This is a genomic window from Pseudomonas putida (genome assembly GCF_028682395.1).
In the GTDB taxonomy this organism is placed as follows: domain Bacteria; phylum Pseudomonadota; class Gammaproteobacteria; order Pseudomonadales; family Pseudomonadaceae; genus Aquipseudomonas; species Aquipseudomonas putida_AB.
Window position 1 is genome coordinate 287,077 of sequence record NZ_JANHLC010000004.1, and the last position, 24,546, is coordinate 311,622.

Annotated in this window: 19 protein-coding genes; 4 read left to right on the forward strand and 15 right to left on the reverse strand. The window is 60.9% G+C overall.

Features of this window, described 5'->3' with window-relative positions; translation table 11 throughout:
• Window positions 1–18: 18 nt before the first annotated feature.
• The gene (locus NPS46_RS12555) at window positions 19–459 is read left to right on the forward strand and encodes a hypothetical protein (RefSeq protein WP_274107561.1); all 441 of its coding nucleotides are present in this window, start codon (window positions 19–21) and stop codon (window positions 457–459) included.
• Between the two features lie 32 nt (window positions 460–491).
• Window positions 492–938 carry an excinuclease gene (locus NPS46_RS12560; protein ID WP_274107562.1) on the forward strand — a complete coding sequence of 149 codons (447 nt, stop codon included), beginning with the start codon at window positions 492–494 and terminating at the stop codon, window positions 936–938.
• A 28-nt stretch (window positions 939–966) separates the two neighbouring features.
• Here the strand turns inward: NPS46_RS12560 and NPS46_RS12565 are convergent, their stop codons facing one another.
• Window positions 967–1,863, reverse strand: coding sequence for a LysR family transcriptional regulator (locus NPS46_RS12565; protein WP_274107564.1), 897 nt, complete (start codon window positions 1,861–1,863; stop codon window positions 967–969).
• A gap of 150 nt (window positions 1,864–2,013) precedes the next feature.
• On the opposite strand from NPS46_RS12565, the gene NPS46_RS12570 reads away from it, so the two are divergent.
• Complete coding sequence (locus NPS46_RS12570; RefSeq protein ID WP_425312737.1) at window positions 2,014–3,258, forward strand: MFS transporter; 1,245 nt, start codon at window positions 2,014–2,016, stop codon at window positions 3,256–3,258.
• A gap of 186 nt (window positions 3,259–3,444) precedes the next feature.
• Here the strand turns inward: NPS46_RS12570 and hemE are convergent, their stop codons facing one another.
• From hemE to NPS46_RS12625, 11 genes are all read right to left on the reverse strand, one after another.
• The gene (hemE, locus tag NPS46_RS12575; RefSeq protein WP_274107568.1) at window positions 3,445–4,512 is read right to left on the reverse strand and encodes a uroporphyrinogen decarboxylase; all 1,068 of its coding nucleotides are present in this window, start codon (window positions 4,510–4,512) and stop codon (window positions 3,445–3,447) included.
• A 166-nt stretch (window positions 4,513–4,678) separates the two neighbouring features.
• A complete protein-coding gene (locus NPS46_RS12580; protein WP_274107570.1) occupies window positions 4,679–6,097 on the reverse strand; it encodes an FAD-dependent oxidoreductase in 1,419 nt (472 codons plus the stop codon).
• Between the two features lie 114 nt (window positions 6,098–6,211).
• On the reverse strand, window positions 6,212–10,660 hold the full coding sequence (gene gltB / locus NPS46_RS12585; RefSeq protein WP_274107572.1) for a glutamate synthase large subunit: 4,449 nt from the start codon (window positions 10,658–10,660) through the stop codon (window positions 6,212–6,214).
• A gap of 349 nt (window positions 10,661–11,009) precedes the next feature.
• The gene (locus tag NPS46_RS12590) at window positions 11,010–12,614 is read right to left on the reverse strand and encodes an AAA family ATPase (RefSeq protein ID WP_274107574.1); all 1,605 of its coding nucleotides are present in this window, start codon (window positions 12,612–12,614) and stop codon (window positions 11,010–11,012) included.
• Between the two features lie 10 nt (window positions 12,615–12,624).
• Entirely contained in the window at window positions 12,625–13,725 is a 1,101-nt protein-coding gene (aroB, locus tag NPS46_RS12595) for a 3-dehydroquinate synthase (RefSeq protein ID WP_274107576.1), read from the reverse strand.
• Window positions 13,726–13,858: 133 nt separating this feature from the next.
• A complete protein-coding gene (aroK, locus tag NPS46_RS12600; protein WP_274107578.1) occupies window positions 13,859–14,377 on the reverse strand; it encodes a shikimate kinase AroK in 519 nt (172 codons plus the stop codon).
• Between the two features lie 4 nt (window positions 14,378–14,381).
• On the reverse strand, window positions 14,382–16,478 hold the full coding sequence (pilQ, locus tag NPS46_RS12605) for a type IV pilus secretin PilQ (RefSeq protein ID WP_274107580.1): 2,097 nt from the start codon (window positions 16,476–16,478) through the stop codon (window positions 14,382–14,384).
• A gap of 11 nt (window positions 16,479–16,489) precedes the next feature.
• Complete coding sequence (locus NPS46_RS12610) at window positions 16,490–17,017, reverse strand: pilus assembly protein PilP (RefSeq protein ID WP_274107582.1); 528 nt, start codon at window positions 17,015–17,017, stop codon at window positions 16,490–16,492.
• Window positions 17,014–17,637, reverse strand: a complete 624-nt coding sequence (pilO, locus tag NPS46_RS12615) for a type 4a pilus biogenesis protein PilO (protein WP_274107584.1) — start codon at window positions 17,635–17,637, stop codon at window positions 17,014–17,016. Before pilO ends, NPS46_RS12610 begins: the two co-directional genes overlap by 4 nt.
• Window positions 17,634–18,200, reverse strand: a complete 567-nt coding sequence (locus NPS46_RS12620) for a PilN domain-containing protein (RefSeq protein ID WP_274107586.1) — start codon at window positions 18,198–18,200, stop codon at window positions 17,634–17,636. Before NPS46_RS12620 ends, pilO begins: the two co-directional genes overlap by 4 nt.
• A 1-nt stretch (window position 18,201) precedes the next feature.
• On the reverse strand, window positions 18,202–19,266 hold the full coding sequence (locus NPS46_RS12625; protein ID WP_274107588.1) for a pilus assembly protein PilM: 1,065 nt from the start codon (window positions 19,264–19,266) through the stop codon (window positions 18,202–18,204).
• 207 nt (window positions 19,267–19,473) lie between these two features.
• Here NPS46_RS12625 and NPS46_RS12630 point away from each other — a divergent pair, with 207 nt between their 5' ends.
• Window positions 19,474–21,915: a penicillin-binding protein 1A gene (locus NPS46_RS12630; RefSeq protein WP_274108067.1), complete on the forward strand. Its 2,442-nt coding sequence runs from the start codon at window positions 19,474–19,476 to the stop codon at window positions 21,913–21,915.
• A 120-nt stretch (window positions 21,916–22,035) separates the two neighbouring features.
• On the opposite strand, the gene NPS46_RS12635 is transcribed toward NPS46_RS12630, so the two are convergent.
• From NPS46_RS12635 to rpmE, 3 genes are all read right to left on the reverse strand, one after another.
• On the reverse strand, window positions 22,036–23,304 hold the full coding sequence (locus NPS46_RS12635; RefSeq protein ID WP_274107590.1) for a malic enzyme-like NAD(P)-binding protein: 1,269 nt from the start codon (window positions 23,302–23,304) through the stop codon (window positions 22,036–22,038).
• A 178-nt stretch (window positions 23,305–23,482) separates the two neighbouring features.
• On the reverse strand, window positions 23,483–24,268 hold the full coding sequence (locus NPS46_RS12640; RefSeq protein ID WP_274107592.1) for a thermonuclease family protein: 786 nt from the start codon (window positions 24,266–24,268) through the stop codon (window positions 23,483–23,485).
• Between the two features lie 41 nt (window positions 24,269–24,309).
• Complete coding sequence (rpmE, locus tag NPS46_RS12645) at window positions 24,310–24,531, reverse strand: 50S ribosomal protein L31 (protein ID WP_274107594.1); 222 nt, start codon at window positions 24,529–24,531, stop codon at window positions 24,310–24,312.
• Window positions 24,532–24,546 lie beyond the last annotated feature (15 nt).

Genomic DNA, 24,546 nt, shown 5'->3' on the forward strand with positions numbered 1-24,546 from the left:
ACCTCTGGAGAAAATGGAATGTCTTCCCTCATCCGCTTCACCCTGATTGCCCTAGCGTTGCTAAGCACCGCAGCCTGTTCCAGCAAACCCGTTCTGAACCCGCACCGCAGCGTGCCTCTGGAGATCCACGCGAGCCAGGAACAGATGAAACAGGCAATCCTGACCACGCTGATCAAGCGGAAATGGACCGTGCAACGGGTCGGCCCGACAAAAATCCAGGCCGAGATCACCGTACGCGAGCAGTTCCACGCCGAGATCGACATTGACTACAGCCCGGTCAGTTACAAGATCAATTACCGCGACAGCCGCGGTCTGAACTACAGCGATGGAAAGATCCACAAGAACTACATCCGCTGGGTCCGCTTGTTGGACAAAGGCATCCTGCAAGAGCTGCGTAATACCCAAGCCCAGGCGAGCGCAAGAAACATCAGCAACACCCCCCCCACTGTCACCCCGTAACCCCTTCTCCTGCACATATCAAGGAACAGACCATGCATGTAAGAAAACTGGCCGCGATCACCACCCTCTTGCTCTGCACCTTGCCAGGCGTCAGCCAGGCACGTGACACCACGTTGTATCTGCCATTTGAGAAGGTCGTGGCAGACATGACCCGTGCAAACAAACTGGATGGCAGCGTGAAGTTCTACCTCAGTGGCAATTTGCCCCGTGGCAAGGTCAGTGTGCTCAGCCCCGGCGCCGTGACCAACAAGAAGACCAACGCCTTCAACAAAAGCGATGTCGAAGCCTGTGAGTGGGCCCTGCAATCGGCTCTGCTCACCCTGCAGGATGCGGCAAAAAAAGTCGGCGCCAACGCTGTGACCGATATTGTCAGCTTCTACAAGAGCAACGTACGTAAAGACGCCAGCACCTATGAGTGCCATGCCGGCGCGTTTATCGGTGGCGTTGCCCTGAAAGGCGACCTGTCGAAAGTCCAGTAACGGCAAAGCGAGCCAGGTAGACCCGCGGTCATGGCGGGCTCACCTGGCGCGTCAACAGCTCGACAAACGCCCGGGCCATGGGCGAAGGCTGTGCCTTGCGCTGAACCAGCCACACCGCCGAGACCGCCAGCGGGTCGAGCAAACTGCAGTACACCACCCCTTCAATACGGATCCGCTTGTAGGACGCCGGCAGTACCGATACCCCCAACCCTGCCGCCACCAGACCAATAATGGTCATGGCCTCTCCGGCTTCCTGGGCGAAATGCGGACTGAACCCTGCATCGCGCGCCAGTGACAGCAATTGCGCATACAAACCGCTGCCGTAGCTGCGCGGAAAGAAAACAAAAGGCTCTAGAGCCAACTCGGACAGGTGCAGGCCGGTTTCGATACGGCTGGCCAATGGGTGCTTGCTGCTCAGCACCGCCACCAGCGGCTCGCGCATCAGCTCCAGATACTCAAGCGAGTCGGGCAGGGGCAGCGGGCGCATCAGGCCGATCTCGATGCTCTCGTCGACCAAGGCATCGGCGACCATCTTGCTGCTCATCTCGCGCAAATGCAGATGCACCGCCGGAAAAGCCTGACGAAAAGCAAAGATCGCCTGGGGAATATTCGAGTTGAACGGCGCCGAGGAGGTAAAGCCGATCTTCATTTCCCCCAACTCGCCCAACTGCGCGCGCCGGGCCACATCGGCGGCCTTGTCGACCTGGGCCAGCACCAACCGCGCCTCGTCGAGAAACAACCGCCCAGCTTCGCTCAGCGCGACCCGACGATTGGTACGCTCGAACAGGCGGGCCCCGACTTCCTGTTCCAGTGCCTGGATTTGCTGGCTCAAAGGCGGCTGGGAAATGCCCAGTAGCTCTGCCGCGCGGCCAAAGTGCAGCTCTTCGGCCACGGCAATGAAGTAGCGCAGGTGGCGTAATTCCATGGGAGCCTCATTAAGTCGCAAAACATATCAAACGGGTCGAACAATATATTGGAAAGAATACAAAGCCAGCTATATGCTTTTTTCAATGCCTGACCGACTGCGCCCTCCGAGGTCCCCGTGAAAACTGCTGTCGCTCCACTCGCCCATGAAATTCCCCCCAGCACCCTCGACGCTCCAGCGCCCCCCCTCAACGATCTGTGGATTGAAAAAGGCACGCCGCTCTTTCTACGTACGGTGATGGCGCTGTTTTCCAGCGGCTTCGCGACCTTCGCCCTGCTCTACTGCGTGCAGCCGATGATGCCACTGATGTCCCGCGAGTTTTCCGTGAATGCGGCCCAGAGCAGCCTGATTCTCTCGGTGGCCACGGCCATGCTCGCGATTGGCATGCTGGTCACCGGGCCGATTTCCGATCGTCTCGGGCGCAAGCCGGTCATGGTCACGGCACTGTTTGCTGCCGCCTTGTGCACCCTGGCCAGTGCCGTCATGCCGACCTGGGAAGGCGTGCTGGTCATGCGCGCACTGGTGGGCCTGTCCCTGAGCGGGCTCGCGGCGGTCGCCATGACCTATCTGAGCGAAGAAATCCATCCGCAGCATATCGGCCTGGCCATGGGCCTGTTTATCGCGGGTAACGCCCTGGGCGGCATGGCCGGACGCTTGATTACCGGCGTACTGATCGACTTTGTCAGCTGGCATATGGCGATCCTGGTGATCGGTGGCCTGGCCCTGATCGCCGCAGTGATGTTCTGGAAGATTCTCCCCGAGTCGCGCAATTTCCGCCCACAGCCCCTGAACTCGCGCAGCCTGCTCGAAGGGTTCACCCTGCACTTTCGTGATGCCGGGCTGCCCTGGCTGTTTCTCGAAGGGTTCCTACTGATGGGCGCGTTTGTCACCCTGTTCAACTACATCGGCTATCGCCTGCTGGCCGAGCCTTATCATCTGAGCCAAGCGCTGGTCGGCCTGTTGTCGGTGGTGTACCTGTCGGGGATCTACAGCTCCGCGCAGATCGGCAACCTGGCCGACAAGCTCGGTCGACGCAAAGTGCTCTGGGCGATGATCGTGACCATGCTGGCGGGCATTGCCCTGACCCTGGTGACACCATTGCCGGTCGTGGTGCTTGGCATCCTGTTGTTCACCTTCGGTTTCTTTGGCGCCCACTCGGTGGCCAGCAGCTGGATCGGCCGCCGTGCCACCAAGGCCAAGGGCCAGGCCTCATCGCTGTATCTGTTCAGCTACTACGCCGGCTCCAGCGTGGCCGGTACGTTGGGCGGGGTGTTCTGGCATTACGCGGGCTGGAATGGCATCGGCGGCTTTATCGCTGGGTTATTGATCATAGCGCTGCTGGTGGCCTTGAAGCTGGCACGTCTGCCACTACTGCCGGGCAACCGACCCACCTGAGCGGGTTCGTCTCTTCGCCTGCACGGGTGCGGCAGTTGACCCGTTCCGACGCTTGAGACACGCGCCCAGAATGCCATGGCTGTACCTATCCGACGCCGCATAAAAAACGCCGCTGGCCCTTAACAGGCCAGCGGCGTTTTTTTTTGAACCCATCACCCCCCGACACAGGCCGGGATGGCGCAGGACTTACTGATGGTACTGCGCCGAGAACTCATGCACGGCATTGATAAAGGCGCCGGCATGCTCCGGGTTGACCTCGGGGGTGATCCCGTGGCCCAGGTTGAACACATGCCCCGAGCCATTGCCGTAGCTGGCCAGGATGCGCGCGACTTCAGCGCGAATCGCCTGCGGGTTGGCGTAAAGCACGGTCGGGTCCATATTGCCTTGCAGCGCCACCTTCTCACCGACACGACGGCGGGCTTCGCCCAGGTCGCAGGTCCAGTCCAGGCCCAGGGCATCGGCCCCGGCGTCGGCGATGCTTTCCAGCCACAGGCCCCCGCCCTTGGTGAATAGAATGACCGGCACCTTGCGACCTTCATGCTCGCGGATCAGGCCGCTGACGATCTTGCGCATATAGGCCAGGGAAAACTCCTGATACGCCGCCGCCGACAGGTTGCCACCCCAGCTATCGAAGATCTGTACCGCCTGAGCGCCGGCCAGGATCTGGCCATTGAGGTAGCTCGTGACCGACTGAGCCAGTTTGTCCAGCAACAGGTGCAAGGCTTGCGGGTTGTCGTAGAGCATGGTTTTGGTCTTGCGATAATCTTTCGACGAACCGCCTTCGACCATATAAGTGGCCAGGGTCCACGGGCTGCCCGAGAAACCGATCAACGGTACACGACCGTTCAGCTCGCGACGAATGGTGCTGACAGCATCCATCACATAGCCAAGGTCCTTTTGCGGATCGGGGATCGGCAGGGCCTCGATGTCGGCCAGGGTGCTGACGACCTTCTTGAAGCGCGGGCCTTCGCCGGTTTCAAAGTACAAGCCTTGGCCCATGGCATCCGGGATGGTCAGGATATCGGAGAAGAGGATCGCGGCATCCAGGCCTGGATAGCGGTCCAGCGGCTGCAGCGTGACTTCGCAGGCGAACTCCGGGTTCATGCACAGGCTCATGAAATCGCCGGCCTTGGCGCGGCTGGCGCGGTACTCCGGCAGGTAGCGACCGGCCTGGCGCATCATCCATACAGGCGTGACGTCCACGGGTTGCTTGAGCAGGGCACGAAGGAAACGGTCGTTCTTCAGGGCAGTCATGTCGGCATCCGGAAAAAAAGTGGGGCCATTTTCTCAGAGCCTGACGCAAAAGGCACGGCATGTGCCGTGCCTTTTGGTTTTCGAGGCATTTTGTCGCAGTACAAGGCGGCGAACGACAAGCGATGGGCTCAACGCACAGCCTGTCGCTTGCCGCCGATCACGGCGCTTAGACGCCCAGGTAGTCGAGGATCCCTTCCGCGGCATTGCGCCCTTCGAAGATCGCCGTCACCACCAGGTCGGAGCCGCGCACCATGTCGCCACCGGCAAAAATCTTCGGATGGCTGGTCTGGTGCTTGAACGGGCCCTGTTCCGGCGCCACGACGCGCCCCTGACTATCGGTCTGGATCCCCGATGTCTCGAACCATTGGGCCGGGCTTGGACGGAAGCCGAAGGCGATCACCACGGCATCGGCCGGGATGATTTCTTCGGAGCCCGGAATCGGCTCGGGGCTGCGACGGCCACGGGCATCCGGCTCGCCAAGACGGGTCTCGACCACCTTGACGCCTTCGACCTTGTCTTCACCGACAATGGCGATGGGCTGACGGTTGTAGAGGAATTTCACCCCTTCTTCCTTGGCGTTTTTCACTTCCTTGCGCGAGCCCGGCATGTTGGCCTCGTCACGACGATAGGCACAGGTCACCGACTTGGCGCCCTGGCGAATCGAGGTGCGGTTGCAGTCCATCGCGGTGTCGCCCCCGCCCAGTACCACGACCTTCTTGCCCTTCATGTCGACGAAGTCTTCCGGGGACTTTTCAAAGCCCAGGTTGCGGTTGACGTTGGCGATCAGGAAATCCAGGGCGTCATAGACGCCCGGCAGGTCCTCGCCGGCGAAGCCGCCCTTCATGTAGGTATAGGTCCCCATGCCCATGAAGACCGCATCGTATTCCTCCAGCAACTGCTCGATGCTGATGTCCTTGCCGATCTCGGTATTGAGGCGAAACTCGATACCCATGCCGGTGAAGACTTCGCGGCGATTGCTCAACACGGTCTTTTCCAGCTTGAACTCAGGGATGCCGAAGGTCAGCAGGCCACCGATTTCCGGGTTCTTGTCGAACACCACCGGGGTCACCCCGCCGCGCACCAGCACGTCGGCACAGCCTAGGCCGGCAGGGCCGGCACCAATCACGGCAACGCGCTTGCCGGTCGGCTTGACCTTGGACATGTCCGGGCGCCAGCCCATGGCAAAGGCGGTATCGGTGATGTACTTCTCCACCGAGCCGATAGTCACTGCGCCAAAACCATCGTTCAGGGTACAGGCCCCCTCGCACAGACGGTCCTGGGGGCAGACCCGGCCACAGACTTCCGGCAGGGTATTGGTCTGGTGCGACAGCTCGGCGGCCGCGAGGATATTGCCCTCGGCCACCAGCTTCAGCCAGTTGGGGATAAAGTTGTGCACCGGGCACTTCCACTCGCAGTACGGGTTACCGCACCCCAGGCAGCGATGTGCCTGCTCGGTGGATTGCTGGGGCTTGAAAGGCTCGTAGATCTCCACGAACTCCTTCTTGCGTTGGCGCAACAGTTTCTTCTTCGGATCCTTGCGCCCGACCTCGATGAATTGGAAGTCGTTACTCAGACGTTCGGCCATGTTCTGGAACCTCTACACGACAGCTTCAAGCGCAGGCTTGAAGCTGCAAGAAAATCACGTTTAGTCGGCACACCGCAGGCCGGTGCCGGGGGATTCCCGGAGCCGGCCGCTGCATCACTGGGGGTTGGCTCGGGTACTGGAGAGCAACGACTTCAAACTCGCAGCCTTTGGCTTGACCAGCCAGAAGCGACGCAGGTAGTCATCGAGGTTCTCCGCGAGGTTACGGCCCCATTCGCTGTCGGTTTCGGCGACGTACTCGTCCAGCACGCGCTGCAGGTGGCTGCGGTAGGACTCCATTGCTTCGCCGCTGATCCGCTGGATCTCGACCAACTCGTGGTTGACCTTGTCGACGAAGGTGTTGTCCTGGTCCAGCACATAGGCAAACCCACCGGTCATACCCGACCCGAAGTTGTAGCCGGTCTTGCCCAGCACACAGACGAAACCACCGGTCATGTATTCGCAGCAGTGATCGCCCGTGCCTTCAACCACGGTATGCGCGCCGGAGTTGCGAACCGCAAAGCGCTCGCCCGCCGTCCCGGCCGCAAACAACTTGCCGCCCGTGGCGCCATACAGGCACGTGTTGCCGACAATGGCGCTGTCCTGGGTCTTGTACGCGCTGCCCTTGGGCGGAACGATCACCAGCTTGCCGCCGGTCATGCCCTTGCCCACGTAGTCGTTGGCATCGCCTTCGAGGTACATGTTCAGGCCCCCGGCGTTCCACACGCCAAAGCTCTGCCCGGCCGTGCCCTTGAAGCGGAATGTGATCGGTGCCTTGGCCATGCCCTGGTTGCCGTGGAGCTTGGCCACTTCGCCGGAAATCCGCGCGCCGATGGAACGGTCGCAGTTGCAGATGTCCAGTTCGAACTCGGCACCACTCAGATCGCGGATCGCCGGCAGGGCCATGGCGACCATTTTCTCGGCCAGCAGGCCCTGGTCGAAGGGCGGGTTGCGCTCGACCTGGCAGAACTGTGGTTTGTCCGCCGGGATATGGTCGCTGCCCAGCAACGGCGTCAGGTCCAGGTGGTGCTGCTTGGTGGTTTCCCCCTTGAGGATGTCCAGCAGGTCGGTGCGCCCGATCAGCTCTTCCAGGGTGCGTACGCCGAGCTTGGCCAGCCACTCGCGGGTTTCTTCGGCAACGTAGGTGAAGAAGTTCACCACCATGTCGACCGTACCGATGTAGTGGTCCTTGCGCAGCTTCTCGTTCTGGGTCGCAACGCCGGTGGCGCAGTTGTTCAGGTGGCAGATGCGCAGGTATTTGCAGCCCAGGGCGATCATCGGCGCGGTGCCGAAGCCAAAGCTCTCGGCGCCGAGAATGGCGGCCTTGATCACATCGAGGCCGGTTTTCAGGCCACCGTCGGTCTGTACCCGCACCTTGCCGCGCAAATCGTTGCCGCGCAGGGTCTGGTGGGTTTCAGCCAGGCCCAGCTCCCAGGGCGCACCGGCGTACTTGATCGAGGTCAGCGGCGAAGCGCCGGTGCCGCCGTCATAGCCGGAAATGGTGATCAGGTCGGCATAGGCCTTGGCCACACCGGCGGCAATCGTACCGACGCCAGCTTCCGCCACCAGTTTCACCGACACCAGCGCGGCCGGGTTGACCTGCTTGAGGTCGAAAATCAGCTGCGACAAGTCTTCGATGGAGTAGATGTCGTGGTGCGGCGGCGGCGAAATCAGGGTCACACCCGGCACCGCGTAGCGCAGCTTGGCGATCAGACCGTTGACCTTGCCACCCGGCAGTTGGCCGCCCTCACCGGGCTTGGCGCCCTGGGCCACCTTGATCTGCAGCACTTCGGCATTGACCAGGTATTCCGGCGTCACACCGAAGCGGCCGGTCGCCACCTGCTTGATCTTCGAACTCTTGATCGTGCCGTAGCGCGCCGGGTCTTCACCACCTTCGCCGGAGTTGGAACGCGCACCGAGGCGGTTCATGGCTTCGGCCAGGGCTTCGTGCGCCTCGGGCGACAAGGCGCCGAGGGAGATCCCGGCGGAGTCGAAGCGCTTGAGGATCGACTCCAGCGGCTCGATTTCGCTGATATCCAGGGCCTGCTCGGCGACTTTCACCTGGAACAGGTCGCGAATCATCGACACCGGGCGGTTATCCACCAGTGCCGTGTATTCCTTGAACTTGGCATAGTCGCCCTGCTGCACAGCGGCTTGCAGGGTGTTGACCACGTCCGGGTTGTAGGCGTGGTATTCGCCGCCATAGACAAACTTCAGCAGGCCGCCCTGCTGGATTGGCTTGCGCGGGCTCCAGGCTTCGACCGCCAGCAGCTTCTGCTCGGCTTCGAGGTCGACAAAACGCGCGCCCTTGATCCGGCTCGGCACACCGCGAAAGCTCAGGTTGACCACTTCCTCGGACAGGCCGATGGCTTCGAACAACTGGGCGCCACGGTAGGACGCGATGGTCGAGATGCCCATCTTCGAGAGGATCTTGAGCAGGCCCTTGGTGATGCCTTTACGGTAGTTCTTGAAGACCTCGTAGAGGTCGCCCAGCACTTCGCCGGTGCGGATCAGGTCACCCAGCACTTCGTAGGCCAGGAACGGGTAGACCGCCGACGCACCGAAGCCGATCAGCACGGCGAAATGATGCGGGTCACGCGCAGTGGCGGTTTCCACCAGGATGTTGCTGTCGCAGCGCAGGCCCTGCTCGGTCAAGCGGTGATGCACCGCACCGGTGGCCAGGGATGCGTGTACCGGCAGCTTGCCGGGGGCGATATGGCGGTCGCTCAGCACGATCTGCGTGCGCCCGGCGCGCACGGCTTCCTCGGCCTGGTCGGCGATATTGCGTACCGCGGCTTCGAGGCCGAGGCTCTCGTCGTAGTTGAGGTCGATAATCTGACGCTCGAAACCGGGACGGTCGAGGTTCATCAGCGAACGCCACTTGGCAGGCGAGATTACCGGCGAGCTGAGGATCACCCGCGAAGCATGCTCGGGCGATTCCTGGAAGATGTTGCGCTCGGCACCGAGGCAGATCTCCAGCGACATGACGATGGCTTCACGCAGCGGGTCGATCGGCGGGTTGGTCACCTGGGCGAACTGCTGGCGGAAGTAGTCATACGGCGTGCGCACGCGCTGGGACAGCACGGCCATCGGCGTGTCATCGCCCATGGAGCCGACCGCTTCATACCCCTGTTCGCCCAGCGGGCGCAGCACCTGGTCGCGCTCTTCGAACGTGACCTGGTACATCTTCATGTACTGCTTGAGCTGGTCGATGTCGTAGAACGCCGAACCGTGGTCGTTGTCTTCCATGGTCGCCTGGATGCGCAGGGCATTCTTGCGCAGCCATTGCTTGTACGGATGACGGGACTTGAGGCGGTTGTCGATGGCATCGGTGTCGAGGATCTGGCCGGTTTCGGTGTCCACGGCAAAGATCTGGCCAGGACCGACACGGCCCTTGGCAATCACATCTTCAGGCTGGTAGTTCCACACGCCGATTTCCGAGGCGAGGGTGATATAGCCATTTTTGGTCGTGACCCAGCGCGCCGGGCGCAGACCGTTGCGGTCGAGCAGGCAGACCGCGTGACGACCTTCGGTCATCACCACGCCCGCCGGGCCGTCCCACGGCTCCATGTGCATGGAGTTGTATTCGTAGAAGGAGCGCAGGTCGGCGTCCATGGTCTCGACGTTCTGCCACGCTGGCGGAATCAGCATGCGCACGCCGCGGAACAGGTCGATACCACCGGTAACCATCAGCTCGAGCATGTTGTCCATGCTCGAAGAGTCGGAACCTACGCGGTTGACCAGCGGGCCGAGCTCGTCGAGGTCGGGGATCAGGTCATTGGCGAACTTGGTCCGCCGCGCCTGGGCCCAGTTGCGGTTACCGGTGATGGTGTTGATTTCGCCGTTATGGGCCAGGAAACGGAACGGTTGCGCCAGCGGCCATTTCGGCAGGGTATTGGTGGAGAAACGCTGGTGGAACACGCAGATGGCGGTCTTGAGGCTCGGATCGTTGAGGTCCGGGTAAAAGGCCGTCAGGTCCCGCGGCATCATCAAGCCTTTGTAGATGATGGTCTTGTGCGAAAAGCTGCAGATGTAGTGATCCGTATCGGCAGCGTTAGCCACCGACGAACGCCGACGGGCGCTGAACAATTTGATCGCGAACGCCTGGTCGCTCAGGCCTTCACCGCCGATAAACACCTGCTCGATCTGCGGCAGGCGCTCCAGGGCCAGACGGCCGAGGACGCTGGTGTCGATCGGCACTTTGCGCCAGCCCACCAGTTGCAGGCCGGCGGCCAGGATTTCGCGGTTCATGTTCTCGCGGGCAGCCTCGGCTTTCACCGGGTCCTGATTGAAGAACACCATGCCCACGGCGTACTGCTTGGGCAGGTCGCTACCGAATTGTTGTTTGGCCACGGCGCGCAGGAACTGGTCCGGCTTCTGGATCAGAAGCCCGCAACCGTCACCGGTCTTGCCGTCGGCATTGATCCCACCGCGATGGGTCATGCAGGTCAGGGCCTCGATGGCCGTTTGCAACAAGTGATGACTGGGCTCGCCTTGCATGTGAGCAATCAGGCCGAAACCACAGTTATCCTTAAATTCATCGGGTTGGTACAGACCTGCTTTCATAGACACTTTCTCACCAGGCTGCCTCTTCAGGGAGGCAAATTTCTTTTCAATTCAACCACCTGCCATCCACGCCGAACGTACGCCGGCTTTGCGGGAGCAAAAGGGTGGTCATTGTACACACCGACACAGACGCTCACAAATTTGACGACGAAATATCGCAAATCTATGTCGCATTTATGAAAGGTTTAAATCGATATTCCGTGCTAGTCAAAATATTTTTGATTTCAACCTGCACAGCTCTACTCCGCCGCGAAGCGGACACCAAAAGGCACGCGGTCTGAATCAGCCGCATGCCCGAGTGTTTTTTTGAGTTTGCCGGGAAGGCGACCTGGGTAAGGTCGCCGAGTCTTCAGCGAGTTGCTGCCAGTTCTTGTTGAACGCTGGCGACAGTGCGAGGCCAAGGTTTACCAGCCTGGACCTTCGCTGGCAAGGTTTTGATTGCCGCAAGGGCGGCCGCGCGATTGGCGAAGTTACCGTAGGTAATCACATACAGCGGCTTGCCTTGCAGGGTTTTCTTGAAATAGCGGTACTCGCCGCCCTGCTCTTTGACGAAATTTTGCGCAGTGGCTTCCGAGCTGGTGCCGAGAATCTGCACCACGTAGTTGCCAGGTGCCTGGCCGGCATACCAGTTGCCGCCAGGCGCGGCCTTGGCGACGGTTACCGGCTTTTCAACCGGCTTTTCAACCGGTTTGGCGACAGGCTTGGCAGCGGGAGCAGGAACCACCGCTGGCTTGGCCGGGGGCGGCGCTACAGGCTTGGCGGTCGCAACCTGAGCCGGGGGCTGGGCAGTCGTGGCTGCCGGGCCCGCTGGCACTCCGGGAGGCGGCGCAATCGTGGTCACGGTAGGCGGTTGGGCCACACCGCTGTCGATGGCCGGCGCGCCGCCGTCATCACCTTCGGAAATCCCGCCAGCGGCTTCAGCCAGAGGACCGCGCATCACCGGTTGCGACTGGCCGACCAACGGTAGCGGCATGGGCTGGGAGGTACCGGCGAATTCGACACTCGGACCGCCTGTGCCGTTGGTTGGCGCCGATTGCCCCAGTGGCAGTTGTGCTTGTTCATTGGCAGGCGCGCCTGCAGGTGCCGCCGTCTTGTTACGCCCTGGCAGCATCCAGGCCGCAGCAACCGCAACAACGACTACCGCAGACAACGCCAACACATGTTTCTTCGGCATATTGAATCCCATACTTGGACGCTTGACCGCAGAGCGGCTGGCAATCATGGCTTCGATCATCGCATCGCGGGCGGTCTGGTTGATGTTGCCAGGCCAGCCCTCAGCGCTTTCGTGAATCTCAGAGATCTGTTCTGCCGAGAAAAGTTCGATCCCCTGCCCGGCACCTTCGAGGCGCTGAGCCAGGTACTCACGGGTCTCCTCCTCGGTGTAGGGCTGCAGCTCGATCACATGGAAACGTTCCTGCTCCGCGCTGTCAGGCAACTGATCCAGGGCCGCGATCAGCGACGGCTCGCCAAACAGGAAGACATGGGGACGCCCTTCCGGCGCGCCTTCTGCCAACGCCAGCAGCGCTCCGAGCGCCGACTCATCGAGCTGCTCGGCATCGTCGATCAGCAGATAGACTTCCTGCCCGGTCAGCGCCAACTGCACCACTTGGGCCAGGATGGCCGGAATCTCGGCCTGGGCGACATTCAGGGCCTGGGCGACCTGTCGCAGCACCCCGGAGGCATCACCGGCACCCCGGGCGGAGACGACTACGCTCTGCACGGACTGCTTGTTGGTGCTGGCCACCAGCGCCTGGCGCAACAGCGTCTTGCCGCTGCCCAATGGACCGCTGACCACCAGCAGCAACTGGCTATAGCGCGCCAGATGGTGAAGCTGCCCCAGCACCGGCTTGCGCTGGGCAGGGAAGAACTTGAAGCCGGGAACCCGTGGTGCAAATGGGTCGTGACTCAACTGGTAATGGCCGAGGAAAGCCTCGTCGGCATGCAAACTGGTCATCGGAATCTTATCAACCTTTAAGCTGAGCCAAAGTGCGGTAATCCGCATCCAGCGTGGCCTGTAGAATCTCTTGCGGGTAATCGTCGGTGACGATCGCTTGCCCAATGTGACGCAACAGCACCAGACGCAGGCGACCGTCGATCACTTTTTTATCAATTGCCATATGTTCCAGGAAGTCCGCCGGGGTCATTTCCTCAGGCGGAATCACCGGCAGGCCGGCGCGCTGGAACAGGCGAATGCCGCGATCCCGCTCCTGCTCGGTGATCCAGCCCAGCCGCGCGGACATCTCCAGCGCCATGACCGTGCCCGCTGCAACCGCCTCGCCATGCAACCAGACACCGTAGCCCATATGGGTCTCGATGGCATGGCCGAAGGTGTGGCCAAGATTGAGCGTGGCGCGGATACCGGACTCGCGCTCATCGGCGCCGACCACCGCGGCCTTGGCCGCACAGGAACGCTCGATGGCCACGGTGAGGGCGCTCTGGTCGAGCGCGCGCAAGGCATCGACATTCGCCTCAAGCCAGCCCAGGAACGGCTCGTCGCAGATCAGCCCGTACTTGATCACTTCTGCCAGGCCGGCGGACAACTCACGCGCGGGCAGGCTGTTGAGGGTCGCGGTGTCGATCAGCACCAGGTTAGGCTGATAGAACGCCCCGACCATGTTCTTGCCCAGCGGATGGTTGATCCCGGTCTTGCCGCCCACCGAGGAGTCGACCTGGGACAACAGTGTGGTCGGCACCTGGATAAAATCCACGCCGCGCTGGTAGCAGGCCGCGGCAAAACCGGCCATATCGCCGATCACACCGCCCCCCAGGGCGACCACCGTGGTACGCCGATCATGGCGCGCAGTGAGCAAGCCATCGAAAATCAGTTGCAGGGTTTCCCAGGTCTTGAACGCTTCACCATCGGGCAGCACCACCGACATCACCGAATACGCCCCAAGACTGCGGGTCAGACGTTCGAGGTAGAGCGGCGCGACGGTGGTGTTGGAAACGATGGCAACCTGCCGGCCGGCAATATGCGGCGCCAGCAATTCAGGTCGATCCAACAACCCTTCGCCAATATGAATCGGATAACTGCGCTCGCCAAGATCGACCGTAAGTGTCTGCATGTGTCCCCACATTGGAAGATGGACGCAGGCGTCCTGCCTGAAAAGTTGTTGATTGCCGGCGACGCCCGGCCTTGAGCCTTGATCGTTGGACGAACCGGGCAGCCGCCGAGGATAGCGCATTTCGCCCCGCGCTTTAACGGGGCGGCAGTTGCTGCAGGCGCTCGAGAATATCCAGTACGACCATTCGCGGCGGCCGCTCATCGGTTTCCACCACCAGATCGGCGATTTCCCGGTAAAGCGGATCACGAAGGGTCAAGAGATCGCGCAACGTCTTCGCGGGATCGGCAGTACGCAGCAGCGGCCGATTGCGATCGCGGGCAGTGCGTCCGACCTGCTGTTCGACGGAGGCATGCAGATAAACCACACGGCCCCCGGCACGCAGGGCCTTGCGATTTTCCTCACGCATCACCGCACCACCACCCGTCGCCAGAACCACGCCATCGGCGGCGCACAGCTCGGCGATCATCGCCTGCTCGCGCTCACGAAAACCGGGCTCGCCTTCCTTGTCGAAAATCCAAGGGATGTTGGCGCCGGTTCTTAGCTCGATTTCCTTGTCGGAGTCCTTGAACGGAAGACGCAGCTCTTTGGCCAGCAAGCGACCTATGGTGCTCTTCCCAGCCCCCATAGGTCCTACAAGAATCAAATTTCGCACAGAATCAACGACTCACAGCAATCGCCTGGGTATTCATGATACGTGGGGTGAGGAACACCAGTAGCTCGGATTTGGCCTCGGTCACGACATCACGCCGGAAAAGTCGGCCAAGATAAGGGACATCGCCAAGAAATGGCACCTTTTCTACCGTTTTGTTCTGCGTATTGGAGAACACACCACCAATCACGATGGTTTCACCGTCGTTGACCAGCACCTTGGCATTCACTTCGTTCTTCTTGATCGGCGGCTGGCCAAGCACCGCGTTCAGGTAGTCCGGCTCATCCTTGGTCACCTTGACCTCCATGATGATCCGATTGTCCGGGGTGATCTGCGGCGTTACTTCCAGGGACAGCACCGCATCCTTGAACGTCACCGTGGTCGCACCACTGGAGCTCGACTCCTGGTAAGGCACCTGGGTACCTTTGAGGATCTTCGCGGTTTCCTTGTCCGAAGTGACCACCTTGGGCTGGGAGACGATTTCACCGTTACCGGTTTTCTCCATCGCGCTCAGCTCAAGGTCGAGCAGGACGTTGCTGGTGACAAAGCCCAGGCCGATCCCGGAAGTGGCATTTTCGGCGCCCAGATCGACAAATGGCACGTTGGGGCCGACATCCGAGCCGGTATTGCCGGCTTCGTCGCCCTTGTCATCCAGCCCGTAAGCGGTCCAGTTGCTCTTGCCCTTGCGGTTGGTCGTACCGCCCCAGCGCACACCCAGGCGCTTGTCGTAGCCGACGGTCGCCTCGACAATCCGCGCTTCGATCATGACCTGGCGCACCGGGATATCCAGTTGGGCCACAATCCGGCGCAACTCGTCGAGACGCTCTTGGGTCTGGTAGGCAATGATGTTGTTGGTACGCTCATCGACCGTGATCGAACCGCGCTCCTCGGCCTTGACTTCAACGCTGGTCACCGACTGGAACAGCTTGGCGATATCGGCAGCCTTGGCATAGTTGACCTGCAACAGTTCACGCCGCAGCGGCGCCAGTTCGGCAATCTGCTTCTGCGACTCCAGTTCCTGGCGCTCGCGGGCGGCGATCTCCTCGGCCGGCGCAACCAGCAACACATTGCCGATCTTGCGCTTGTCCAACCCCTTGGTCTTGAGAACCAGGTCCAGCGCCTGATCCCACGGCACATTCTGCAAGCGCAGGGTAATACCGCCCTGTACCGTGTCGCTGGCAACCAGGTTGAGGTTGGTGAAATCGGCGATCAGTTGCAGGACCGAACGGACATCGATGTCCTGGAAGTTCAGCGAGAGTTTTTCCCCGCTGTACACAAAACGTTCGGCATTGCGGCGCTGCAAATCATCGACGGTCAGGGCACGGACACTGACGGTCAGCTTGTTATCCGTCTGGTAGGTCGAGTAGTCAAACGCGCCGCCAGGCTCGATGGTAATGCTGGCCTTGTCCGCCGAAGCACTGGAATTGACGAACTGCACCGGGGTGGCGAAGTCCTTCACATCCAGGCGAACACGCAGTTGCTCCGGCAACTGGGTTTTAGGGAAGTCCAGGGTGATCTTGCCCCCACGCTCCTGGATATCCGGGCTGATGCTTGGATCGGACAGCTCGATCACAACATTGCCTTCGCCCTGCTCGCCACGCTGGAAGTCGACGTTGCGGATGGCCTTGCCCGATGGCACGTAGGCTCTGGTCGGTTGCGGCTGCGCCCTGGCGGGAGCAGGTACGGCGCGCGCCGGAGTTGGGGCTGCGGCCTGCACTGGCACGGCGCCCTGCCCCACCATCACGAACAGGTTGTTGCCCTCGACACGGGTGCTGTAAGGCGCCAGCGTGGTCAGGTTGATGATCAGCCGCGTACGGTCCTTGGCTTCGACCACCGTCACGCTGCGGGCATTGCCCACGCCCAGGTCACGGTTCTTGCTGCTCAGGCGGCTGCTCACCCCAGGCAGATCAAGGGCAATGCGCGCCGGCTGGTCGGTGGTATAGCCGCGCGGCAGCGTTGCCGGCGCATCGAACGTCAGCTTCAACTCGACCCGGTCACCCGGTAGCGCCGCAACGTCCAGGGACTGCAGGTTGGCCGCCAGCACCATCGGCGAAACCAGCGCTATCCATAGCGAAATGCCGAGGGATGAAATGATCCTGTTCATATCGAGTTCCACTATGAGTGTTCTTTCAGGGGGATGGTTCGCGGGCGCTCAAGCCATGCACCTTCGCCATCGGGGACGATTTCGACCACATCGACCTGGGTATCGGTAATTCTCACGATGCGACCTTCGTCACGGCCCAGGTAGTCACCTTCTTTCACGCGGTAGACCCCATTGGCGCCGCGCAACAACGCATAGGTGCCCGTCGCATTGGCCAGTGTCCCGACCATTTCAAACTGTTCGATGTTGAAACCTTCAAGAAACTGCTTGATCCGCGCCAGGTCCGGCTTGACCTCGCGCGAACCCTTCTGACGATTCACCAGGTCGATTTTCAACGGCGGCTGGAAAGGACTGCGCAGCGACGAGGCGTTGTAAGTGAAGGCTTCATAGGATTGGAATGTCGGCGTCGGCTCGATGGTCCCGGTCGGTCGGGCCCGGACCTCGCTCATGTAGGCATCGAGATCGCTGACATCGCTGCCACCCCCACACCCAGACAAGCCGCCCAACAGCAGCACTGCGCACAACCATTTACCGAGGCTCATTTCGTCAGCCCCTTATCGTTGTAGCGATAGGTCTTGGCCAGGATATTCATGCGCAACTTGGAATGAGTATCGGCGCTGGCCGGCTTTACCTCGAAATCATGCAGAGTGACGATCCTGGGCAGCCCGGCGACACCACTGACGAACGACGCCAGGCTGTGGTAGCTGCCGGTCACGGTGATCTGAATCGGCAGCTCGATGTAGAACTGCTGCACGACCTCGGGCAACAGCTTGATTTCCTCGAACTCCAACCCGTTATCCAGGCCTGTGCGGGTAATGTCTTCGAGCAGCCCCGGCACTTCGGTATCGCTGGGCAATTGACGCAGCAAGACACCAAAGGAATTCTCCATATCGGTCATCTGCTGGGTGTAGGCCTCAAGGTTGGCAGCCTGGTGGGCCTTGACGGCAAACTGCTCCTTGAGCGACACCTCCTCACTGCGCTGCCTGTCGAGCTGCTCTCCCAGTTCACTGACATGAAAGTTGTAGCCCAGGAGCAGGATCACCAGCACCAGCAAGGCGCCCGCCACGGCCTTCACTGCCGTCGGCCAGGAGCCGATATTGTTCATGTCCAGGTCGTTCAGATCGACCTTGCGCAGGCTTTCCAGCCATTCATTCACATTCATTGGCTAGCCCCCGCCGTCGCGGGCCGGGTCTGGTGGACCGTCAGTTGGAAGGTATTGGTCTGATCGAGCGCGCTCGCAGTATTGGCCTTTACCTCAGTCAGCGTCGGCAATTCCAGCCAGTCGGAAGCATCGAGGTTACGCAACAGCTCGGACACCCGATTGTTGGATTCAGCAACGCCACTGATCGCGATGGTCTTGTCGGTCATTTTTACGTCGGTGAAATACACTCCATCCGGCAGGGTGCGCGCCAACTGGTCGAAGATCCGCCCACTGACAGGCCGGTTACCCTGCAGGTCCTGGATGATTTTCATCCGTTCCAGCAATTGCTGGCGGCGCGCCTTGAGATCACCAATGTCCTTGATCCGCCCGTCGAGCTGGGCAATTTCCTTATGGATATAGGCATTGCGGGCCATCTGCCGATCAATGGCGGCACTGATGTATTGGTCGGCAATCAGGATCACGCCAATTGCTATCACCACCGCGGCTACCAAGCCGGTCAGGAACCGCTTGCGCCGCTCTTCGCGCAGTTGTTCGCGCCAGGGCAGAAGGTTGATGCGCGCCATATTAGTCGAAACTCCTTAACGCCAAACCGCAGGCGATCATCAACGCCGGGGCATCGCTGGCCAGCGCCCCGGCATTGACCTTGCTGCTCAGGGCCATATCGGCGAAGGGGTTGGCCACCAGGGTCGGCGTTCCCAGACGTTGCTGGATCAGGTTGTCCAGCCCGGCGATCGAGGCGGTACCGCCAGCAAGCATGATGTAGTCGACCTCGTGGTACTGGCCCGAGGCAAAGAAGAACTGCAAGGAGCGCGACACCTGCTGGACCACCGCATCCTTGAAGGGCTGCAGGACCTCACTGTGATAGTCATCGGGTAGCCCGCCCTGCTTCTTGGCCAGCCCCGCCTCGCCCATCGACAGGCCGTAGCGCCGCTGGATTTCCTCGGTCAGCTGTCGGCCGCCGAACAGCTGCTCACGGGTGTAAATGATACGGCCGTTGTGCAGCACGCTGAGGGTGGTCATCGTCGCGCCGATATCGACCACGGCCACGATCAGTTTTTCCTGGTTATTCGATAGTTGCGCGGCAATCAGGCCAAACGAGCGCTCCAGCGCGTAGGCCTCCACATCAACCACCCGGGCACTCAGCCCGGCCAGGGCAAGCGCCGCTTCGCGGACTTCGACGTTTTCCTTTCGGCACGCGGCCAGCAGCACATCGACACGCTCGGGATTACGCGTGGAGTAGCCCTGGACTTCAAAATCGATCGCAACTTCTTCGAGCGGATAGGGAATGTACTGATCGGCCTCCAACTTCATCTGGCTTTCCAGCTCGTCGTCGGAAAGACCGGCATCCATCTCGATGGTCTTGGTGATCACCGCGGAGCCGGCCACAGCCACGGCCGCGTTGCGGATATTGGTTCTGGCCTTGACCAGAACCCGGGTCAGGGCTTCGCCGACGCCTTCGAGTTCGACGATATTTTTTTCAACCACGGCGTTCGCCGGCAAGGGTTCCACGGCATAGGACTCAACCCGGTAACGATTGCCCGACTGGCTCAATTCAAGGAGCTTGACCGAAGTAGAACTGATATCGATTCCCAGAAGCGTATTCGACTTCTTGCTGAAGAGTCCTAGCACTACTGATTCCCTATTACTATCCGCAACTTACGGACCCTTTATTGTTCAAGGCATTTAATAGCAGTCTTGACAGAAGCGCAAATGACGCTTCAAGCCGAAAAATGCTTATAATGCCCGGCGATTTTTCCTATATCGTCGATTCAGCCCATGCTGCGAATATCCCCTGACGCTTAACTCTTTCTTTTATCTGGAAATCCAAAAGCCTTGATACGTTTGCTGAAGTTTTTCGGGTGGTCTTTTGTCGCTGTCGTCTGCGGCCTCATGCTCGTCCTGAGCGGTGCGTTTCTCTATCTTAGTCCGGGCTTGCCGTCCGTGGAGTCGCTTCGAAGCATTCAATTGCAGATTCCGCTGCGGGTCTACAGCAGCGACGGGAAACTGATTGCCGAATTCGGTGAAATGCGTCGATCGCCCATTCGTTTCGCCGACATTCCGCCGACCTTCATTCAAGCACTGTTGTCCGCCGAAGACGATAATTTTGCCAATCACTACGGTGTCGACCCCACCAGCCTGATGCGCGCCGCCACTCAACTGGTCAAGAGCGGGCATATCCAGTCCGGCGGTAGCACCATCACGATGCAGGTGGCAAAGAACTTCTTCCTCTCCAGCGAGCGCAGCTTCTCGCGCAAAACCAACGAGATCCTCCTGGCCCTGCAGATCGAACGTGAGCTGACCAAGGACGAGATCCTCGAGCTGTACGTCAACAAGATCTACCTCGGCAACCGGGCCTACGGGATCGAGGCCGCGGCCCAGGTGTACTACGGCAAGTCGATTCGCGACCTGAGCCTGGCGCAGATGGCCATGATCGCTGGCCTGCCCAAGGCGCCGTCACGCTTCAACCCGCTGGCCAATGCGGCCCGCGGTAAGGAACGCCGCGACTGGATCCTCGGGCGTATGTACAAGCTGGGCAAGATTGACGAAGCCAGTTACCAGGCCGCCCTGGCCGAACCGATCAATGCCAGCTATCACGTACCGACACCCGAAGTCAGCGCCCCCTATATCGCCGAGATGGCTCGCGCCGAAATGGTCGGCCGCTATGGTAGCGACGCCTATACCGAGGGCTTTCGGGTCACGACCACAGTCCCCAGCGACCTGCAGGAAATCGCCAACCACTCCGTCCAGGAAGGCCTGATCGCCTACGACCAGCGTCATGGCTACCGCGGCCCGGAATCGCGCCTGCCAGGCAAGACCAACGAAGCCTGGACTCAGGAGCTGGCCAAGCAGCGCAGCATCAGCGGCCTTGATCCGGCCATCGTGACCCAGGTCGACAAAAGCGGCTTGAAAGTGCTGACCCGCAACGGTGAAGAGAACGTCGCCTGGGACAGCATGAAATGGGCCCGCCCGTACCTCAACACCAACAGCATGGGCGCCAATCCGAAGCAGCCGAGCGATGTCGCCCAGGTCGGCGACCTGATCCGCGTACAGCGCCAGGCCGACGGCTCGCTGAAGTTCAGCCAGGTCCCGAACGCCCAGGGCGCCCTGGTTTCCCTCGACCCGCAAACCGGCGCCATCCGTGCGCTGGTCGGCGGTTTCGCGTTCGAGCAGAGTAACTACAACCGTGCAATGCAAGCCAAGCGCCAGCCTGGCTCCAGCTTCAAGCCCTTCATTTATAGCGCCGCGCTGGACAATGGCTACACCCCGGCCAGCCTGGTAAATGACGCGCCGATCGTGTTCGTCGACGAGTACCTGGACAAAGTCTGGCGCCCGAAAAACGACACCAACACCTTCCTCGGCCCGATCCGTATGCGCGAAGCGCTGTACAAGTCGCGCAACCTGGTCTCGATCCGCCTGCTGCAAAGCCTGGGCATCGATCGCACCATCGACTACATCAGCAAGTTCGGCTTCAACAAGCAGGACCTGCCGCGCAACCTGTCCCTGGCCCTGGGCACCGCCACCCTGACACCGATGGAAATCGCCACCGGCTGGAGCACGTTTGCCAACGGCGGCTACAAGATCACTCCGTACCTGATCGACAAGATCGAAAGCCGCAACGGCGATGCCCTATTCGTTGCCAACCCGCCGCGCGTACCTGGCGCCGATCTCGCCAGCGACGGTATTGCCGCGCCGAGCAGCGAGGGTTTCAACGTCGCCCCCCCCAATGCCGGCGAACCGCCTGCGCAAACGGCGCCCCAGCCGCCGGCCGTCGCGGAACAGATCATCGATGGGCGCACCACGTACATCCTCACCAGCATGCTGCAGGACGTCATCAAGCTGGGCACCGGCCGCCGGGCCCTGGCCCTTGGCCGCACCGACCTGGCGGGCAAGACCGGTACCACCAACGAGTCCAAGGACGCCTGGTTCTCCGGCTACAACGCGGATTACGTCACCACGGTCTGGACGGGCTTCGACCAACCGGAAAGCCTGGGTCGCCGCGAGTACGGCGGCACCGTGGCACTGCCCATCTGGATGACCTACATGGGCGCAGCCCTCAAGGGCAAGCCACCTCATACCCAGCCCGAACCGGAAGGCATCCTGAGCCTGCGGGTCGACCCGGTCAGTGGCCGCGCCGCAGCGCCTGGCACCCCCAACGCCTACTTCGAGCTGTTCAAAAGCGAAGATACACCGCCGTCGGTCAACGAACTGGGCAACGGTGCCAGCGCCCCGGGCAGCCCGCTGCCAGCGGACGAAGCGGCGCCCATCGATCTGTTTTAAAGGCAGCCGCAAACTGCGAGCGACAACAAGCAGGCAAAACACAGTGCCTGTTTGTAGCTCGTAGCTAGCGCCCATAAAAAACCCCGGCACCAGGCCGGGGTTTTTTATGGGCGACTGCTTTTAACCGTTGAACACATCATCCACGCTCTTGAGCGGGTAGTTCTTCGGATACGGCAGGGTCGCTACGCCGGTCTCGATCGCGGCCTTGGCCACTGCATCGGAGATCACGGTGATCAGGCGGGCGTCCATTGGCTTGGGAATGATGTACTCACGACCAAATTCCAGCTTGATGCCGCCGTAGGCGTCGCACACTTCCTGTGGCACCGGCAGTTTGGCCAGTTCACGCAGCGCGTTGGCAGCCGCCACTTTCATTTCTTCGTTGATGCGCTTGGCACGTACGTCCAGAGCACCACGGAAGATGAACGGGAAGCCCAGTACGTTGTTGACCTGGTTCGGGTAGTCAGAACGACCGGTGGCCATGATCACGTCGCTACGGGTGGCGTGAGCTAGCTCCGGGGAGATTTCCGGATCAGGGTTCGAGCAAGCGAACACGATCGGGTTGGCTGCCATCAGGTTCAGGTTTTCTGCGCTCAGCAGGTTCGGACCGGACAGGCCAACGAATACGTCAGCACCTTGCAGCGCGTCCGACAGGGAGCGTTTCTCGGTGGCGTGAGCGAAGACCGCCTTGTACTGGTTCAGGTCGTCACGGCCGGAGTGGATCACACCGGTACGGTCAACCATGAAGATGTTTTCGATCTTCGCGCCCATGCTGACCAGCAGCTTCATGCACGAGATCGCGGCAGCACCGGCGCCCAGGCAGACGATTTTGGCTTCTGGCAGGGTCTTGCCGGCGATTTCCAGGGCATTGATCATACCGGCCGCAGTCACGATGGCAGTACCGTGCTGGTCATCGTGGAAAACCGGGATATCGCACTGTTCGATCAGCGCGCGTTCGATCTCAAAGCACTCGGGTGCCTTGATATCTTCCAGGTTGATGCCGCCGAAGGTGATGGAGATGCGCTTGACGGTGTCGATGAAGGCTTGCGGGCTTTCGGAGTCGACTTCGATATCGAAAACATCGATACCGGCGAAACGCTTGAACAGCACGCCCTTGCCTTCCATGACCGGCTTGGAAGCCAGCGGGCCGAGGTTACCCAGGCCGAGAATTGCGGTGCCATCGGAAATAACTGCTACCAGGTTGCCCTTGCCGGTGTACTTGTAGGCCAGCTCAGGATCACGGGCGATTTCACGCACTGGTTCGGCTACACCGGGGCTGTAGGCCAGCGACAGGTCGCGGGCGGTAGCGGTGGCTTTGGTGAGCTCGACACTCAGTTTCCCTGGACGAGGCTGGGAGTGATAATCGAGAGCGGCAGTTTTCAAATCAGACATGTGGGCATTCCGCTTTTTACTGTTGGACGACGGATCGCCGAGGATACTCGCCTCGCATAGTCCCCACAAGACTGCCCGGTCACCGGTGTCAAGGGCCCTACCCTACGACTTTCGCCCAAGAGCCGCGGAACACAAGGCTTACAGTGTTCACAATCTTAACGAAAAATGTCTACAATTTTTAATCAGACAGCTGTTTGAACATGCCCGGATCCGTCAGGTTCAGTAACCAACGTGCCTGACCCGCCTGCAAACCGCCACGACGCGAGCGATCGAGCACCCAGCCACGCACCTCGATCTGTTGCCCAGGCAGCTTCGACAAGGCTGCGCTGTCGAAACGGCTGAGCAAATTGGGTGCAATACGCAGGACCAAGCCGCCCTCGACGTCGACCCACAGCCCACCGCCATTACGCTGTACCTGGGCGACTCGACCGCTGACCAGGGCAAACCCTGACTGACGCAATTGGCTGGCGGACACCACCGGCGATTGGCGCCACACCCCCAATCGAGCCTGTCGCGCCCGGTCTTCTGCCGCCTGCAGACAGTCGACCAGACTGACATTCGGCGCAATCGCCACCTGATAACCCAGGCCCTCAGCGAGCAGTTGCTCTTCAAGGTTGCGATCATTGGCCCCATAGAGATGGGCCAGGGTCCGTCCATAGCGATCCCGGGGCTCTTGACCTAGCGCCACGCGCACCCGTCCGTCACTTTGCGCGACCAGGGCCTGCAGCCGTTGGCGCGCCGCCTCGGCATAGGGCTCACTCGTCCGGCCCTTGCGGCCGATCTCCGGAGCGTTGATGCCGATCAGCCGCACGCTGCGCCCGTCGTCCAGACGCACGGTGTCGCCATCCACCACCTGCCGCACCTGGGCGCTAGCCAGCCCCTGGGGCAATGGACATTGGGCCTGAGCGCCACCCAGCCAAATCGCGGACACAAAAAAGGCGCCCGCGAGGGACGCCTTTTTCATCAGCCTGGACAAGCCTTGCAGACCGTCCAGTACCATCAGCCTTAGGCCTTTTTGGTAGCGCCGAAAGCACCGAAACGATCGGCGAACTTCTGAACGCGGCCGCCGGTATCCAGAGTTTTTTGCTTACCGGTGTAGAACGGGTGGCACTCGTTGCACACGTCCAGGCTCAGTGGCTTGGTCAGGGTGGAGCGAGTTTCGATCACGTTACCGCAGCTGCAGGTAGCGGTGATGGCTTCGTATACTGGATGGATATCGGCTTTCATGGTGTCTTCCTCAGG